Raw genomic sequence first — 15,923 nt, 5'->3', positions numbered from 1 at the left:
CAGAGTGTCCACTGTGGAGTGATGTGGTCAGCGGACGAGGTGTTCGAGCGCGGCGACGGCCTGTGCGACACCGTCTTCCGCACGCACGACCCGGCCGCCCCCTTCCGCTCGGCGGCGGATCGCCTCGTCGTGCACGGCGGTGGTGATGGCGGCGGCGAGCGCGGTGGCGGTCAGCTCTTGCTGTCGCAGCGGCGGCGGGGCGACACCGAGGAGGTGGGCGCGGTGCGCCCAGTGGGGTTGGTCGGCGACGAAGGGGCACACCACCTGGGGAACGCCCGCGGCCAGCGCGGCGGCCGTGGTGCCGCCACCGCCGTGGTGCACGACGGCGCTCATGCGCGGGAACAGCCGGTCGTGCGGCGCCTGGTCGATGACAAGCACATCCGTCGACCCCGTGGACGCGATGCCGCCCCAGCCGGTGGCGAGCACCGCGCGGACACCGGCCGCGCGCACGGCCTCGACGACGAGCCTGCCGGTGCGCGGGGCGTCGCGCCCGGCCATGCGCCTGCCCACCGGACACCGCCTAGGCTCGTGGTGAGCGGTGGGAGGTCCGGTGCGGTTCGAGGACGTGGTGCGGCCCGGCGGTGTCCGGCGACTGGCCGGGGAGGTGCTGTTCGAGCGGGTGGCCGGGCCGGACGGTCCGGCGGCGCGCTCGCGCATCCACGACACCCCCGGCCCCCGGTGGTTCGGCGAGGACCGCCCGATCCGCGCGGTGCACGGTGACGCGTCGATGTTCGTCGGCGGGTTGCGGGCGCTGCTGCTGCAATCGCTGCACCCGCTGGCCATGGCGGCGGTCGCGGCCCACTCCGGCTACCGCGGCGACCCGTGGGGGCGGCTGGCCCGCACGAGCACCTTCCTGGCCACCACGACGTTCGCCACCGCCGAGGACGCGCAGCGGGCGGTGGACCAGGTGCGCGGCATCCACCAGCGGGTCCGCGGCACCACCGCCGAGGGGGCGGCCTACCACGCGGCCGACCCGCACCTGCTGGCCTGGGTGCACGTCGCCGAGGTCGACAGCTTCCTGCGCGCCCACCAGCGCCACGGCGCACGCCCGCTGGACCAGGTTGGCCGCGACGGCTACGTGGCCGACGCCGCCCGGGTGGCCACCGCCCTGGGGGTGACCGACCCGCCGCGCACCGAGGCCGAACTGGCCGAGCACCTGGAGTCCTACCGCCCCGAGTTGCGCCCGACCCCGGAGGCGCGGGACGCGGCGCGCTTCCTGCTGCTGACGCCGCCGATCCCGTGGCCGGTGCGGCTGCCCTACGGCGTGCTGGGGGCCAACGCGGTGGCGATGCTGCCCCGCTGGGCCCGCGACCAGCTCGCCGTGCCGCGCCTGCCCGGCCTGGACAGCGCGGCCGTCCGGGTCGCGGGCCACGGCATGGTCCGGGCCATCCGGTGGGCGCTGAGCGGCTGACCGGGGAGGCGGGGCGGGCGGGCGCGTCCGCACCCACCTGGTTCGGGCCACCTCGGGCGGGTTCGACGAGGCCGACCTGGTCGTGGTGGCCGACCCCGGCTGCGCCAGGCGAACCGCGCCGAGGCGGAGCGGCGACGGGCGCGGCGTGGCCCGGGGCCGGACCCGGGCGCGTGGTCGGCCTCCGGGGGCGCACCGGGGTAGCCTGGGAGTGTCGCCCCGGCCCCCGCGGTAGTAGACCACGGGACACCAGGGACGACATCACAGGACTGGGCGGATGCCAACCATGGACGCGCTAGCGAATTCCTCCACCCCGAATTCCTCCACCCCGGGTGCTTCGACACCGGATGCCGGTGACCACGCCGAGGAGACCTGCACCGCGTGCCCGCACCCGCTGGACGCGCACGACCCGATCGCCCTGCGGTTCTGCCGCGCCGGCGCCGCGGGCGGCCCGGCCCGCAAGTGCCTGTGCTCGGGGGAATCGGCGGGCATGACCTACGGCAACTCCAACAAGGGCCCGATCAACCGCAAGGCCACCAGCGGCCGGTGACCCGGGCACGCGGGCAGGGGTGCCCGGCCAACCCGGGGCGCGTAGAGTGAGGCGATCGCGAGTACCCGGGCGGGAATCCCGACCCACCTTCGACGGGGAGCACAGCACCACAGCGCCGTGGTGGCAGGGCGGACCGGAGGCCCCACCCCCCGAGTCGCACCAGTGAGGTAGCTGTGGTGAACGCCGACCGGCTGGCCGAGACCTTCGTCGAGCTGGCCGACACCCTCGTCGAGGACTTCGACGTGGTCGAGTTCCTGCACCTGCTGACCGACCGCTCGGCGGAACTCGTCGGCGTCGACGCGGCGGCGCTGCTGCTGGCCGACCCCCACGGTCGACTGGAGCTGATCGCCACCTCCGGCGACCGGCTCCGAGCCGCCGAACCCCACCGGCTGCACACCGTGGAGGGCCCTGGCGTCGACGCCTTCACCACCGGCGCCCACGTCGACGAACCGAACCTCCGCACCGACGGCCACCGCCGCTGGCCCAGGTTCGCCCCCGCGGCCGGGGCGGCGGGCTTCGCCGCGGTGGACGCGGTGCCGATGCGCCTGCGCACCGACGTCCTCGGCGCCCTGACCCTGTTCCGCACCTCACCGGGCCCGCTGGGCGCCACCGCGCTGCGCACCGCCACGTCCCTGGTCGAGGTCGCCACCATCGGTCTGGTGCAGCACCGATCGCTGCGCCACCACCAGGTGCTGGCCGAGCAGCTCCAGTCCGCGCTGACCAGCCGGGTGGGCATCGAGCAGGCCAAGGGCCTCGTCGCCGAACGCCTGCAGATCGACATGGACGGCGCCTTCGCCGCCCTGCGCGGCTTCGCCCGAGCCGCCAACCTCAAACTGGGCGACGTCGCCCGAGCCGTCATCGAGGGCCGGATCAGCACCCGGCAGCTCCTGAGCCCCAACCCCCGCCGCGGGCCCCACCGCCCCTGACGCCGCCTCCCACCGGCGCGGCGTCGACCAGCGACCCCGCACACCGCCCCAACGGGAAGACCATCCCCTGTCGGGTGAAAGCGGGCACCGGTGCCTGTGAGCTGTGCCACCATGAATTCCCCACCTCGCCCCGGACCCCGACGGCCGTACCGCGCAGCCAGCACCCGCCGCCGGAGGTACCCCATGCCCGAGCCGGTCGAACGACCCCGAGAGCACCCCCGCACCGAGCCGTGGGCGAGACGCGGCCGGATCGGGCACACCGACGTGACCGCGGTCGTCGACTTCACCGGCAGGCTGCGGCGACTGGACTACCGCCACGGCGGCGGTCGCTGCCGGGACGCCGCGGTGGCGCGGCTGCCCGCGGCCAGGGCGCTGCTCGGCCTGCACGTCGCCGACGACGTGCTGGGGCCGCTGTGCACCGCGGTGGCCGACCTGCACAACCTGGCCGGGTGGGCCTGCTTCGACACCGGCGCGGTCGACGAGGCGCTGGTCCACTTCGGGGTGGCGCTGGAGGTGGCCGCCCTGGGCGGGGACCGGGTGCTGCTGTCGAACATCCACTACCGGCGCGGGCGGGTGCGGCTGCACCACGACTCCCCGGAGCAGGCGCTGGCGGAGTTCCGGCTCGGGGAACGGGCGGCGGGGGCGGGCGGGTCGGCGCTGGCGCTGGCGGTGACCGGGGCGAACCAGGCGTGGGCGCGGGCGAGGCTGGGGGACGAGGGGGCGGCGCTGGCGCTGCTGGCCGGGGCGAGGGACGACTTCGCCGGGGCGCGCGGGGAACCGGTGCCCGCCTGGGCGGCGTTCTTCACCGCCGCGGACCTCTCGGCGATGACCGGGGTCGTCCACACCGAACTGGCGCGCAGCGTCGATCCCCGGCACGTCGAGTCCGCGGTGCCCGCGCTGGTGGCCGCGCTCGACGGGTACGGGCCGGACATGGCGCGCAGCCGGGCGTTCACCCTGATCTCGCTGGCCACCTGCCTGTTCATCGACGAGCAGGTGGAGCGGGCGGTGGCCGTGGGCGAGCAGGTGCTCGACCTGTGCCGCGGCCTGGCCTCGGTCCGCACCGCGGCCCGGCTGCGACCGCTGCGCGACGAGGCGGCCCGGCGGCGCGGCGACGCCGACGCGCGCGCCCTGGCGCGGCGGATCAGCGCGTTCCGACCGGAGGCCGGACCGGTGTGAGAACCCCCGCCCGAGTGGTGGACCTGGGGCGTGGTCGATCGACGCGCTGGGCGGGGACCGGTGACCTTCGGTCCAATTCGGACACCGGTCCGGCGGCCGGGTCCGCGCGCACGTGAATCCGCCTGCGCCACCGGGAACCCGAGCACGGTGGCGATCGGAGCGGTGGGCTCCGGGCACCGCTCAGGCCGTGGTCCGGCCCAGCAGTTGCTCGGTGCTGAGCTCGCGGGAGATCACCTGGTGGGCCACCTCGCCGAGCTTGCGGCCGTGCGAGCGCGCGTAGTCGCGCAGCGCGGTGAACGCGGTCCCCACCTCGACCCCGAGGCGCTCGGCCACCAGCCCCTTGGCCTGCTCGACGACCACCCGGTTGTGCAGCGCGGTCTGCAACTGCTCGGTGATGACCTCCTGCTGGCGGATCGCCCGCTCCTGCAACAGCCCGATCGTCGCCACGTCCACCAGGGCCTGCGCGTCCCGCCGCGCTGCCGGGCTCAGCGCCCCCGCGTCCGCGTGGAACAGGTTCAGCGCGCCGATCACCTGGTCGCGCAACCGCATCGGCAGGGCGTCCACGGCGAGGAACCCCGCCGCGACGGCGGTGGAGGCGAACCGCGGCCAGCGGGTGTCGTCGGTGCGCAGGTCGGCCACGCTCACCGGCGCGGCGGTGGCGAACGCCTCCAGGCACGGGCCCTCGTCGCTCTGCAACTGGAACAGCTCCAGCAGCCGCACGTGCTCGTCGGAGCTGGCCATGAGCCGGAGGTGGCCCTGCTGGTCGGCCAGCAGCAGCCCGGCGGCGTCCACCCCGAGCACGCCCACGCACCGGTCCACGAGCAGGTGCAGGAAGTCGATCACGTCGAACTCGTCGACCAGGGTGTCGGCGAGTTCGACGAACACCCCCACCAAGCGGTCTTCGGCCATCTTCGTCTTCTCCTCCGTCGCCCCCAGCGTAGGACCGGGCGGTGGGGGACGCCCGCCCCCGCTCATCCCGCCTCGTCGGCGGGGTCGAACCGCAGCCGCCGGGCCACCACGTCGGCGGCCAGGTCAGCGAGCGGTCGGTCGTCGGCGAACGCCCTGGCCCGCAACCGGGTGAACGCCTCCTCCACGCCGACCTCCAGTTGCGCCGAGACCATCCCGGTCGCCTGGTGCAGCCGGGGGTCGTGCAGCCGGGGCGCGGACCCGTCGCGCCCGATCCGGGTGTCGAGGTGCAGCCGCAGCGCCAGGTGCGCGAACGCCACCGCGTCGGCCAGGGTGGCCGGTGCCAGGCGCTGGGACTCGGTCAAGTGCAGGGCGAGCACGCCGACCCGGATCGCGCCCACGGCCAGCGGGAAGGCGAACAGCGCCGCGGCGCCGCAGCGCACGGCGGACGGCGTGAACAGCGGCCAGCGGCGTTGGGTGGTGGGGGTGTCGAGTTCCGGCACGAGCACCGGTCCGCCGTCGCGCCACACGTCCAGGCAGGGCCCCTGGCCCACGGTGACCTGGAGTTCGGCGAGCCGCGCCCCCAGTTCGTCGGTCGCGTGGACGGTCTGCGGCCAGCCCCCGGGCAGTTCCGCGGTCTGCGTGGCGCCGGAGACCCCCAACCGCAGCACCGCGGTGTCGCACAGCACCGGTATCGACACCGGGACGTCGAGGTCCGCCGCGCGCTCGGCCACCCACGCCCACACCCGGGCGCCCCCGGTGGTGTCGTCGCCGGTCGACATGGTGTGGCCTCTCCGACCCGGCGGGCGCCCGCGTGCTCCGACATGACGACCGCCGTGACGACCGCCGTGTCCGGCTGGGGAGGCGTCAGACTCTCGACGGGCGTCCACCGTACCGCCGACCCACCGGCACCGCCGACGCAACCCCGCGCGGTGGACCGGCTGTCGAACACCCACCGGGGGAACCGCGCACCCTCAGCGGATCAGGTTCTCCAAGGCGCTCCGGCGGTGCGCGACCTCGTCGGGGTCGTCGCCGAACACCAGCGAGCGCGAAACCCGTGGCCCGCCCCGCGGGGGGAACGCGGGACGGGCCACGGGGATGGAGGACCTTCGGCCGGGGCTCCCGATCAGGGGATGGCGGCGGCCTGGGCGCGGGCGACTGCCTCCGCGCGGTCCTCGGGGAGGAGGAAGCCGAACCGGACGGCCACGTCGGCCGCGTCGGTGAACTTGGTGACGTACGCCTCGCGGGTGGGGTAGAGCTGCTTGAGGCGGTCGGCGGTGAACGGCTTGGTGGTGCCCAGCAGCAGGCAGGCGCCGGTGACGTTGCCGCCGCTGTTGTTGGGGCCGTACGCGGCGACCGGGGCCACCAGGTCGGGCAGGCGCACGCCGCCGAGGGCGTTGCCGTCCTTGTCGCGCTGGATGAGGGTGCCGAACCAAGCGTCGATCGGCTGGGCGCTGGGCGGCGGCGGCCCGCCCTGGGCCCAGGACTCCAGGTGGGAGAAGGCGGCGTTCTCGGCGTAGCGGAAGGTCATCGAGTTGATCGGGGTGTCGCAGTACGTCGCGGCACCGTCGTTGATCGCCTTGTCGCGGGCGTTGACCGGGTTGTAGGTGTCCAGCCCGTACTGGTCGGCGTGGGCGGTGCCCGCGACCTCCCAGGTGCGCACCCGGTCGGTGTTCTGCCGGGCCGAGGACGACAGCGGGACGTCGGTCTCGGACTGGAGGACGAAGACCGGGACGTTCAGGTCGGCGCGGATCTTCGCCGAGATCGGCGGGAGGCCGCCCGCGATGGCCGCGGCGCCGCCGCTGCGCCCGTGGACCATGATGCCGTCGAACACGTCGTCCTTGGGCTGGATGGCGTTGGCGTAGGTGACGAGCCTGCCCGCGGACTGCGAGTGCCCGGAGGCCAGGACCGTGCGCGGGGTGCCGCCGCCGATGATCGACGGGTTCGCCCGGACCGCGCGGGCCGCCTGCGACAGCACGTCGTAGGAGATGGTGTCGTTGGGCAGGTCCACCCCGGCGTAGCGGTCGGGGTCGAGCTGGGTCAGCTTGTCCGCGCCGCGCTTCTGGGCGGTGACGCCGATGTAGGCGTAGCCCTCGCGGGCGAAGTGCTCGTAGGACTGGGACAGGTCGACGGGGATGTCCACGCCGAAGCTGACGTTGAGCCACTCGACGACGACGGTGCCGTTGAACTTCGCCGGGTCGCTGGGCCGCTCGACGAGGAGCCGGGTGGTGTAGGCGGTTCCGGTCCCGGTGACCTTGGTGTTCCACCGGCCGTCGTCGGTCCACAGCCCCGACTGGTCGTAGGTGGTGGCGGTGCCGGACATCAGGTACTCGTCCTCGGTGTACCCGAGCCGGTCGAGGTCGACGATCCCCTCGGCTCCGCTGAGCGGGTGCCCGCCGCCCGCCCCGGGGGCGATCCTGGTGACGGTCGGCTCCCCGGCCGCCTGCGCCGCGTCGGCACCCGACACCCCGACGGCGACCACGCCCGCCGCCACGCAGGACACCACGGCCGCTGCCCACGGCCACTTGGAGCGGAACCTCGCACCCATGCCTTCTCCGACCTCCGGGTCGCCGCACTGGTTGGTCATCGAAGTGTTGCACCCCCGATACCGCGCCGCAATCGTTGCGCGCCAAGGAAAGTTGTCATTTCGTGCTTGGTCCGGCGGTGTTTTCCCGCATCGCGCGAGCGGGTTCGCCCCCGGTTGACACCTCGCCGCGCGGGACCTGGCAGGAGCGTGACAACCGCGGGCCGGGTCAGCGCGAGACCCTGCGCAGCCTGCCCCGCAGCGCCCGCCGGGCCACCGGCCCCAGGTCGTCGACGACCTCGACCAGGACGGCCAGCCGGTCCAGGGCGTCCAGGGCGGCCGCGGCGCCGCCGGGGTCGACGCCCTCGTACAGCTCCAGGCCGATGAAGGCCGCGCTCACCGCCCTGGCCAGCCCGGCCGTGTCGAGGACCTCCGCCGCGGGCGAGTCGGCCAGCAGCCGCACCAGTGCCGCCTCGATCGGGTCGATCCACAGCCGCAGCGCCGCCGCGGTCGCCTCGGCCAGGGACGGGTCGGTCTGCGCGCCCGCGAGCAGTTGCGCCAGCACCGCCACGTTGCCCGCCGCGCGCTCCTCCGCGTGCAGGGCCAGGCCCAGGGCGAGCAGGCCGCGCAGGTCGGCCACGGCGGCGATCCGGTCGGCGAACCGGGCGACCCTGGCCTCGGTGTTGGCCAGGCAGGCGGCCCGCAGCAGGTCGTGCACGGTGCCGAAGTGGTAGAAGACCAGCGCCTGGTTGACCCCCGCGGTGGCGGCGATGGTGCGGGCCGAGGTCCCGGCGAAGCCGTGCGCGCGGATCGTCTCGATGGCACCGTCGATCAGGCGCCCGCGGGTGTCGGCCATGGGCCCACGGTAGCGCCGGTAGCGTGGCCGGGCGGGCGGGGATTCCCCCCGGGTCGGGAGCGCCCGGAGCGGACCCCGGCACCAGGGGATCGAGGAGGCACCGGAGTGCGGGCAGTGCGGTTCCACGAGTTCGGCGACCCGGGTGTGCTGCGGCTGGAGGACGTGGCGGACCCGGTGCCCGCGGCGGACGAGGTGCTGGTCCGGGTCGAGGCGGCGGGGACGTCCTACTTGGACGCGCAACTGCGGGCGGGGTCGGCCGCGACGCGGTGGTTCCCGATGCCCGGTCTGCCGTGGGGCCCGGGGTTCCAGGTGGCGGGCGCGGTGGTCGCGGCGGCGGACCCCGGGCTCATCGGCACCCGGGTGGTGGCGGGCCTGTGCGGCGGCGGGTACGCGGAGCTGGCGGCGGTGCCGGTGGCGTCGCTGGTGCGGCTGCCGCCGGGGGTGGGCGTCGAGCGGGCGGTGGCGCTCAACGGGCACGGGGCGATGGCGGTCGGGCTGATGGAGACCGGGCTGCCCGCCGCCGGTGAGGTGGTGCTGGTGCTGGCGGCGGCCGGGGGCGTCGGCGGGCTGGTGGTGCAGTTGGCGAAGCGGGCGGGCGCGGTCGTGGTGGGGGCGGCGGGCGGGCCGGAGAAGTGCGCGACCGCGGCGGCCCTGGGCGCCGACCACGTCGTCGACTACTCGCGCCCGGACTGGGCGGACCGGGTCCGGGCCCTGGTCAGCCCGGTGGCCCTGCTCTTCGACGGCGTCGGCGGGCACCTCAGCGCGACCGCGATGGGCCTGCTGGCCCCGGGCACCGGCCGCGCGGTCGTGCACGGCACGGCGGCGTCGGACTCCCCCGGGTTCACCGCCGCGGACGTCCTCGTGCACGGCCTGACGGTCACCGGTTTCGGCCCCCGGGTGGCCCACGAACCGGCCCGCGCCATGGGTCTGCGCACCGAGGCCATGCGCCTGGGTGTCCTGGGGCTGCTCAACCCGATCACCGCCCCGCCCGTGCCCCTGGCCGAGGCGGCGACCGCCCACCGGCTCCTGGAGGCCCGCCGGACGATCGGCACCGTGGTCCTCACCCCCTGAACCACCCGCGCGGCCTCGGAACTGGTAAGAGGCAGCCATGCGCATCAACGCCGCCGTCCTGGCGGCCGTCTCGGCGGGCGGGGTGCTCGGCGCCCTGGCCCGGTACGGGCTGGGCACGCTGCTCCCGGCGCCCTGGGCCACCTGGCTGGTCAACGTGAGCGGGTGCCTGCTGATCGGCGCGCTGATGGCGGTGATCACCCGCACCGGCCCGCACAGCCCGCTGCTGCGCCCGTTCCTCGGGGTCGGGTTCCTCGGCGGCTACACGACCTTCTCCACCGCCGTGGTCGACACGGCGCACCTGCCGCCGCCGACCGCGCTGCTCTACCTGTTCGGCACCCTCTTCGCCGCCGTGCCCGCGGTGGCGCTGGGCTGGGCGGCGGCGGCGAAGGTGCTCCGGTGACCGCGCTGCTGGTGGCCCTGGGGGCGGCGGTCGGGGCGCCGCTGCGGTACCTGGTCGACCAGGCCGTGCAGCGCCGGAGCGGGGGGCGGTTCCCGCTCGGGACGCTCGTGGTCAACGTGGTGGGCAGCCTGGTCCTGGGTTTCCTGGTGGGCCTGCCGGTGCCGGCACCGCTGATGGCGTTGCTGGGCACCGGGTTCTGCGGCGCGCTGACCACCTACTCCACGTTCGGCTTCGAGACGTTCCGGCTGCTCCAGGGCGGCCGGTGGGCGGCGGCGGTCGGCAACGCCGCCGTCAGCCTCATCCTCGGGCTGGGGGCGGCGTTCCTGGGGTTGTCGCTGGCTTGACCACGCAACCGCTGCACGCGGTGGCGGCCGGGGTGCGGTAGTGCAGGCAGCAGCTACGCCGCCTCCCGTCCTCGGCCAACGCCGCCGCCAGCTCGGGGATCGCGGTCAACCGCTCGGCGGGGGCGTTCGGCACGGCCCGCAGCGCGGAGGCCAGCGACGAGGCGGCGTTGCCCCACAGCAGCCCCCGCGCGATCCGGGTCGTGGCGTGCAGGGCGTCGTGCAGGGGCCGCAGCAGGTCGTCGACGACGACGCGGGTCAGCAGCGGGACCGGGTCGGCGGCCGTCCAGCCGCCGGGGTCGGGCAGGCTCAGCCGCAGGGTGGTGGTCGGGTCCAGCCGCACCCGCAGCCGGTCCAGGTCGGGCACCAGCCCCGGCGCGGCCAGCGCCAGCGACCACACCCCGGCCACCAGCCGGTAGTGCAGCAGCGACGCCGCCACCCGGGTCTCGCGCACCCCCAGCTCCCCGGCGACCTCGTCGACGTGCGCGGCGAGCAGCGCCCGGTCCGCCAGCAGCGCCCGCAGCGCGACGCCGTCCCCGGTGTCGGTGTCGGTGTCGATGTCGGTGTCGCTGACGTAGCGGCACCGGGTGGCCGCGTCGGTCACCGCCGCCCGCACCCGCCCCGGGTCCGCCCGGCGCGCCCCGGCGCCGGGCGCGAAGGCGGCGGCGATGTGACCGGCCTCGGTGAGGCGGGCGGGGGTGCCGGTGCGCACGAGGCCGTCGGGGGTCAGCAGCCACAGCGTGTCGCCCGCGGCCACGGCCAGGTCGGGGTCACGGGTGCCGACCACCACCGCGGCGTCGTGCCGGGCGGCCAGCTCGCGCAGGCGGGCGGTGAGGCGGGCCCGGGCCGGGCCGTCGAGGGCGGGGTCCGACTGGTCCAGCAGCAGCAGGCCGGGGCAGGCGGGGACCGCGTCGCCGGGCAGCAGGGCGACCAGGCGGGAGCGCTCGGCCGGGGCGAGCGCGTCCAGGTCGGCGCCGTCGAGGCACACGCGCCCGGCGAGGGCGGGGCTGCCGCCCGCCAGCGTGCGCAGCAGGGTCGACTTGCCCACGCCCGCGGGCCCGAGGACGACCGTGACCGCGCCCGCCCTGGCGTGGGCGGTGACCCCGCTGAAGAGGACGTGGTCGTCATACCCGACGGTCAGGTTTATCAGGTGAACGCACATGCCACACATTCCGTTGCTCGACGCGGTTGGTCCGGGAAAGCGCTCGATAAAGCTTTCCCGGGAATTGCGCCCGGAGTGACGGAATCGCATTCCAACACTGTCACCGCCCCACCGGGTGAAGCGGCGACGCGCACGGATGCGTTGCACAGCATGACAAAGACCCTTCCAGGGGAATTTCGGCCGGGTTCAACCGAATGATGACGATCTTCCCTGGAATCGGCACGGTGAAGTGTTGCGGATCACACCGTCCAGGTGAAACAGTGGGATTCCGCTTCCATTCCGATAACCGCCGGAACTTTTCCGGCGCCCGGCCCGACCCGCGCGGCGCGGCCGGGGTGCGGGTTGAGCGGGCGGAACCGGTCCACCGCCTACGGCCGGGCCGCGCCCGGACCGGGGAGCAGGTCGATGTCGCCCGCGTGCATCGGCAGGCCGCAGTGCGCGCACCGCAGGTCGACGGCGGCGACCTGCCCGCAGGCGTGGTGGCGGTAGAGGACCGGCGGGCCCGCCTGACCCGCGAGCCACCTGTCGCCCCAGCCGACCATCACCATGAGCACGTCGACGAGTTCGGTCCCCTTGTCGGTGAGGACGTACTCGTACCGTGGCCGCCGGTCGTAGGGGCGGCGTTCGAGGACGCCGCGGTCGACGAGGTGGTTGAGCCGTTCGGTCAGCACCTTGCGGGAGATGCCGAGGTCGGCCTGGAGTTGCTCGAACCGGGAGAGGCCGACCCAGACGTCGCGCAGGATCAAGGGGGACCACGGCTCCCCGATGACGTCGAGCGTCCGCGCGATCGAGCAGGCCATCCCGCTGAAGTCCGTCCGTTGCATGGGAGCAGCCTAGCGTTCAGGGTTCCCTGAGGGAACTCCGACTGCTACGGTAACGGAGTCTTCTCAAGGAACCCCGAAGGAGAACCCGATGCTGACCCCCGCCGTGCGCCGAGCCCTCGACGGCACCTCGCTGGCCCACCTGGCCACCGTCCTGCCCGACGGATCGCCGCACACCACCCCGCTCTGGATCGGCACCCACGACGACCACGTCGTCTTCTTCACCGGCCCGGACTCCCGCAAGGCCCGCAACCTGCGCCGCGACCCCCGGGTGGCGCTGTCCCTGACCACCCCGGACAACCCCTACGAACCCATCACCGTCCGCGGTCGCGTCACCACCTGGCTCGACGGCGACGCGGCCTGGGCGATCATCGACCGGATCGCCACCAAGTACACCGGTCAGCCGTACTCGCGCGACGAGGACCGCGTCGTCGCGGTCATCGCCCCCGACCGCCAGACGGTGGGCGTCGGATGAGCGGCGTGCGGCGGTTCGACCACGTCGGCGTCGTCGTGGACGACCTGGACCTGGTCGCGGGGTTCTTCGTCGACCTCGGGTTCGAGCGCGGCGACCCGATGCGCGTCGAGGGCGGGTGGGTGGACCGGATCGTCGGCCTCGACGGGGTGCGGGCGGACATGGTGCCCGTCAACGCCCCGGACGGCGGCGGGTGGCTGGAGCTGACCAGGTTCCACCGGCCGGTCGACCCGGCGCCCGCACAGGGCCCGCAGGCCAACCGCCTGGGCTTCCGGCACGTCGCGTGCGTCGTCGACGACCTCGACGGCGTCCTCGAACGGTTGCGGGACAAGGGGTGGGGCACGGTCGGCGACGTCGTCGACCACGAGAACGCCTTCCGCCTCTGCTACGTCGGCGGGCCCGAGGGGCTCATCGTGGAACTGGCCGAGCGGGTCGAGGCGGCGGCCTGAGCGGGGTTGGTCAGTACTTCTGGAGGAGGAAGTAGGTCTGGGAGGAGTTCGTCGAGCAGTTGGTGGTGTTCGTGGTGGCCGAGTAGGTGTAGCCGGGGGGCACGTTGCACGACCAGACCCCGGTCAGGTTGCGGCGGACCGGGTCGAGCACGGTGAACTCCGCGACGTACTGCGAGGTGCCGCAGGCGGTCGTGTTCGTCATGCGGGCGATGGCGAAGTTCGGCGGGACCCAGCACACGGTCGAGTTGCTGATGTCGAGGTTCGTGTAGTCCGAGAGCGTGAACTCGGTGGCGTACTGCGAGGTGCCGCACCTGGGCGACCAGGAAACGCGCGAGTAGGTGTACCCGGACGGCACCCAGCACGCCTGGGTGCCGTGCAGGCTCGTGGTCCCGGCCGCGTCGGCGGAACCGCCCAGCAGGACCGAGAACCCGGCGGCCAGGGTGGCGACCAGCATGCCCGCGAACCGCTTCTCGCGCCCCATCGTCTTCCCCTCGTCCGATCCTCCCGGCGACCTGCCGCCGTCGAGGGCCAGTTGATCACCAGGCGCGTCGGGGAGGTACCTCTGAAAGACGCAACGGGGTTCATCCCCAACGGAATTCACCCTGTGTTCACCGCCTTGCCCACGCCTCTTCCCGACCCGGCGGAGGCGTTGACCGGTGCTGCGGATCACCGCCTCCGAGCACCCCGCGTCCGCCCACCGGCTCAAGCGCCCCCGGCCGCGAGCAGGTGGCGCAGGGTGTCCCGGGTCGCGGGGGTGGTGAGGGCGGTGGCGTCGAGGTGGCGCAGGAACTCGGCGTGCCGGGCGGTGGCGGTGGGGTTCTCCAGCAGGAGGTCGGTGCCGAGCTGTTCGATGTGGACGATCGGCGGGAAGTGGCCGGTGTTCAGGACCCGGAAGCCGGGGTGGGGAGCGGTGGAGCCGGGGAGCAGGCGGATTCTCGGCAGGTGGGCGTCCAGCAGGTGGTGGAGTTGGTCGCGCAGGACTTCGCCGGTGAGGGCGGGGTGGCGCAGCACCCGGGGGTGCAGGAGGAACCGGCTGATCCGCAGCGCGGCCTGGTGCCCGGGTCGCGGGTCGGCCGACTGCTCGACGGCGCGGTCGTAGGCGGCGGTGCGCAGCGGTCGGGGGATCAGGTCGGAAGCGAACCAGGTGATGGCGTCGGCGATGGCCTCGACGTCGTGCACGATGGTCCGGCCGCCGCCGGGGTGGATGATCCACTCGGTGCGGTCGGCGGTGGCCCGCCGCTCGTAGAGCACGGGGCGGCGGGCGGCGGGGACGTCCAGCACCGCGCACAGCCCACCGATCTCCAGGGCGGTCGGCACCCGGCGGCCCGTCATGACCCGGTTGACCATCGCCGGGGACATCGACATGGCCTGGGCGAGGTCCCGGGTGCTGAACCCACGCGCCCGCCGGGCTTCGTCGAGTTCACGCGCGAGCAGCAGGCCGCGCAGGGTCTTGGCCCGGGAGAGGTCGTTGTCCTGCGGTCGGCTGGTTGTGTTCACTGTGGACATGGTGCTGTTCCTCGGTGGGTTCGTGCCCGGCGGCGGACACCGGCGCGACCGTGCGGTTCGGGTGTCCCACCTCCCGTACGGGAGGTGACTTACGTAAGCACAATGTGCTCACGTAAGCAATGGGAACCACCCGATCAGGGCATGGTCGGCCAACATCAGCCAGGGCCTAGGCTGCTTACATGTCTGAAAGCACGACCGCGGCGGCCCGCGAGCTGGGCGCCGACCTGAAGCGACTCCGCACGGCGGCCGATCACACGCTGCGCTCCCTGGCGGACGTCGTCGGGTTCTCCGACACGAAGCTGTCGTTCTGGGAGCAGGGCTCCCGCCTGCCCGCCGTCGACGACCTGACCATGGTGCTGACCGTGCTGGGGGTCGAGGCCGACGAGCGGGACCGCCTGCTCGGACTGCGCCAGCAGGCAGCCTCGCCGGGGGAACTGGTCGCGGGCTCCCCCACCATCGGCCCGCAGTTGGCCAAGTTCGTGAACATCGAGCAAACCGCCCGCCGCATCACCGAGGTCAGTCTCGCCGTTCTCCCCGGCCTCTTGCAGACCGAGGCCTACGCCCGAGTCGTCCTCGGCGCCGAATCCGAGTCGGAGACCAAGGTCAGGCTCAGGATGGACCGGCAGCGCATCTTGACCCGCGATGATCCCAGCGAGTTCCGCGCGCTGATCGATGACACGGCCCTGGTCCGGCCGATCGGGTCCCGCGCGGTCATGGTCGAGCAGTGGCAGCACCTCATGGCCATGGCGGAGCGGCCCAACATCACAGTGCAGGTGATCCCCTCCACCGTGCCCGGTTACTCGCCCCACCTACTCGGCAGTTTCATCCTGCTGGAGTTCGCCACCGCCTCGCCGATCGTGCACTTGGAACACTTCGCCGCGTCCTCGTCCCTGTGGCGGACGCCGGATGTGAGCGCGTACCAGGCGGCGGCAGAGGAGGTTGATCGGCGCGCGCTCACACCAGCCGACTCAGCCGAGCACATCGCTAAACTCATCGATGGCACTGCACCGAACGGAGACCGATGAACACCCTGCACGACTCGGATGGAACCCGCTGGCGCACCGCGAGCAGCGGCAACAACACCTGCGTCGAATTGGCCCACCACGGCCACGGCATCCGCGACAGCAAGAACCACAACCAACTCCACGGCATCGACACCCGCGCCCTCCTGCGCGCCGTGACCACCGACCTGCTCACCCGCTAGCCCCCGCACGGCGGGCGGGGCACCACCGACCGGGTGGTGCCCCGCCCGCCCCCATCCGGCGGGCGTCCTTCACCGGTGACCTCTCCGCCTTCCCCACCGATGCGGACAACGCCGCGTAGACGGGGACGGCCACACCGCCTTCTTCAACGAC

At 74.1% G+C, this 15,923-nt stretch carries 20 protein-coding genes; 11 read left to right on the top strand and 9 right to left on the bottom strand.

Features of this window, described 5'->3' with window-relative positions:
• Positions 1-27: 27 nt before the first annotated feature.
• The gene (locus DFQ13_RS00100) at positions 28-510 is read right to left on the bottom strand and encodes a glycosyltransferase (RefSeq protein WP_233438198.1); all 483 of its coding nucleotides are present in this window, start codon (positions 508-510) and stop codon (positions 28-30) included.
• A 40-nt stretch (positions 511-550) separates the two neighbouring features.
• Here DFQ13_RS00100 and DFQ13_RS00095 point away from each other — a divergent pair, with 40 nt between their 5' ends.
• The 4 genes from DFQ13_RS00095 to DFQ13_RS00080 all read left to right on the top strand — a co-directional run bounded on the left by DFQ13_RS00095 (position 551) and on the right by DFQ13_RS00080 (position 4,060).
• Entirely contained in the window at positions 551-1,411 is an 861-nt protein-coding gene (locus DFQ13_RS00095) for an oxygenase MpaB family protein (RefSeq protein WP_233438197.1), read from the top strand.
• Positions 1,412-1,694: 283 nt separating this feature from the next.
• Positions 1,695-1,958, top strand: coding sequence for an RGCVC family protein (locus DFQ13_RS00090; RefSeq protein ID WP_110078324.1), 264 nt, complete (start codon positions 1,695-1,697; stop codon positions 1,956-1,958).
• Between the two features lie 176 nt (positions 1,959-2,134).
• Positions 2,135-2,884 carry a GAF and ANTAR domain-containing protein gene (locus tag DFQ13_RS00085; protein WP_110078768.1) on the top strand — a complete coding sequence of 250 codons (750 nt, stop codon included), beginning with the start codon at positions 2,135-2,137 and terminating at the stop codon, positions 2,882-2,884.
• 183 nt (positions 2,885-3,067) lie between these two features.
• Positions 3,068-4,060 carry a hypothetical protein gene (locus tag DFQ13_RS00080; protein WP_110078323.1) on the top strand — a complete coding sequence of 331 codons (993 nt, stop codon included), beginning with the start codon at positions 3,068-3,070 and terminating at the stop codon, positions 4,058-4,060.
• A 180-nt stretch (positions 4,061-4,240) separates the two neighbouring features.
• Here DFQ13_RS00080 and DFQ13_RS00075 read toward each other — a convergent pair whose 3' ends face one another.
• The 4 genes from DFQ13_RS00075 to DFQ13_RS00060 form a co-directional block, all read right to left on the bottom strand.
• On the bottom strand, positions 4,241-4,969 hold the full coding sequence (locus tag DFQ13_RS00075) for a GAF and ANTAR domain-containing protein (protein WP_110078322.1): 729 nt from the start codon (positions 4,967-4,969) through the stop codon (positions 4,241-4,243).
• Between the two features lie 62 nt (positions 4,970-5,031).
• Entirely contained in the window at positions 5,032-5,748 is a 717-nt protein-coding gene (locus DFQ13_RS00070) for an ANTAR domain-containing protein (protein ID WP_110078321.1), read from the bottom strand.
• Between the two features lie 344 nt (positions 5,749-6,092).
• Positions 6,093-7,553 (bottom strand): alpha/beta hydrolase domain-containing protein, encoded by a 1,461-nt coding sequence (locus tag DFQ13_RS00065; RefSeq protein WP_233438196.1) that lies wholly within the window; start codon positions 7,551-7,553, stop codon positions 6,093-6,095.
• Between the two features lie 166 nt (positions 7,554-7,719).
• The gene (locus tag DFQ13_RS00060; RefSeq protein WP_035285492.1) at positions 7,720-8,346 is read right to left on the bottom strand and encodes a TetR/AcrR family transcriptional regulator; all 627 of its coding nucleotides are present in this window, start codon (positions 8,344-8,346) and stop codon (positions 7,720-7,722) included.
• A 105-nt stretch (positions 8,347-8,451) separates the two neighbouring features.
• On the opposite strand from DFQ13_RS00060, the gene DFQ13_RS00055 reads away from it, so the two are divergent.
• The 3 genes from DFQ13_RS00055 to crcB are packed head-to-tail and all read left to right on the top strand — an operon-like array spanning position 8,452 to position 10,161.
• Complete coding sequence (locus DFQ13_RS00055) at positions 8,452-9,417, top strand: zinc-binding dehydrogenase (RefSeq protein ID WP_146240965.1); 966 nt, start codon at positions 8,452-8,454, stop codon at positions 9,415-9,417.
• A 37-nt stretch (positions 9,418-9,454) separates the two neighbouring features.
• Positions 9,455-9,817, top strand: a complete 363-nt coding sequence (locus DFQ13_RS00050; protein ID WP_110078319.1) for a fluoride efflux transporter FluC — start codon at positions 9,455-9,457, stop codon at positions 9,815-9,817.
• Complete coding sequence (gene crcB / locus DFQ13_RS00045) at positions 9,814-10,161, top strand: fluoride efflux transporter CrcB (protein WP_110078318.1); 348 nt, start codon at positions 9,814-9,816, stop codon at positions 10,159-10,161. The genes DFQ13_RS00050 and crcB overlap by 4 nt, the downstream gene beginning before the upstream one ends.
• Here the strand turns inward: crcB and DFQ13_RS00040 are convergent.
• Positions 10,115-11,320: an ATP-binding cassette domain-containing protein gene (locus tag DFQ13_RS00040; RefSeq protein ID WP_181399770.1), complete on the bottom strand. Its 1,206-nt coding sequence runs from the start codon at positions 11,318-11,320 to the stop codon at positions 10,115-10,117. The two genes, crcB and DFQ13_RS00040, sit on opposite strands and share 47 nt — an antisense overlap.
• 368 nt (positions 11,321-11,688) lie before the next feature.
• Complete coding sequence (locus tag DFQ13_RS00035) at positions 11,689-12,144, bottom strand: winged helix-turn-helix transcriptional regulator (protein WP_035285500.1); 456 nt, start codon at positions 12,142-12,144, stop codon at positions 11,689-11,691.
• An 88-nt stretch (positions 12,145-12,232) separates the two neighbouring features.
• On the opposite strand from DFQ13_RS00035, the gene DFQ13_RS00030 reads away from it, so the two are divergent.
• Positions 12,233-12,616 (top strand): PPOX class F420-dependent oxidoreductase, encoded by a 384-nt coding sequence (locus tag DFQ13_RS00030; protein ID WP_110078316.1) that lies wholly within the window; start codon positions 12,233-12,235, stop codon positions 12,614-12,616.
• Positions 12,613-13,062 (top strand): VOC family protein, encoded by a 450-nt coding sequence (locus DFQ13_RS00025; protein WP_110078315.1) that lies wholly within the window; start codon positions 12,613-12,615, stop codon positions 13,060-13,062. Before DFQ13_RS00030 ends, DFQ13_RS00025 begins: the two co-directional genes overlap by 4 nt.
• Positions 13,063-13,072: 10 nt before the next feature.
• On the opposite strand, the gene DFQ13_RS00020 is transcribed toward DFQ13_RS00025, so the two are convergent.
• Both DFQ13_RS00020 and DFQ13_RS00015 read right to left on the bottom strand, forming a co-directional pair.
• Entirely contained in the window at positions 13,073-13,543 is a 471-nt protein-coding gene (locus tag DFQ13_RS00020) for a hypothetical protein (protein WP_110078314.1), read from the bottom strand.
• A gap of 221 nt (positions 13,544-13,764) precedes the next feature.
• Complete coding sequence (locus tag DFQ13_RS00015) at positions 13,765-14,559, bottom strand: helix-turn-helix domain-containing protein (RefSeq protein ID WP_181399769.1); 795 nt, start codon at positions 14,557-14,559, stop codon at positions 13,765-13,767.
• 188 nt (positions 14,560-14,747) lie between these two features.
• Between DFQ13_RS00015 and DFQ13_RS00010 the strand changes: the two genes are divergently transcribed.
• Positions 14,748-15,593, top strand: a complete 846-nt coding sequence (locus DFQ13_RS00010) for a helix-turn-helix domain-containing protein (RefSeq protein ID WP_110078312.1) — start codon at positions 14,748-14,750, stop codon at positions 15,591-15,593.
• The gene (locus DFQ13_RS00005) at positions 15,590-15,772 is read left to right on the top strand and encodes a DUF397 domain-containing protein (RefSeq protein ID WP_110078311.1); all 183 of its coding nucleotides are present in this window, start codon (positions 15,590-15,592) and stop codon (positions 15,770-15,772) included. Before DFQ13_RS00010 ends, DFQ13_RS00005 begins: the two co-directional genes overlap by 4 nt.
• Positions 15,773-15,923: the final 151 nt, after the last annotated feature.

The sequence above is a fragment of the Actinokineospora spheciospongiae genome, assembly GCF_003182415.1.
Lineage (GTDB): Bacteria > Actinomycetota > Actinomycetes > Mycobacteriales > Pseudonocardiaceae > Actinokineospora > Actinokineospora spheciospongiae.
Note: the sequence above shows the minus strand (reverse complement) of the source record. Positions and strands in the feature narration are given on the sequence as shown.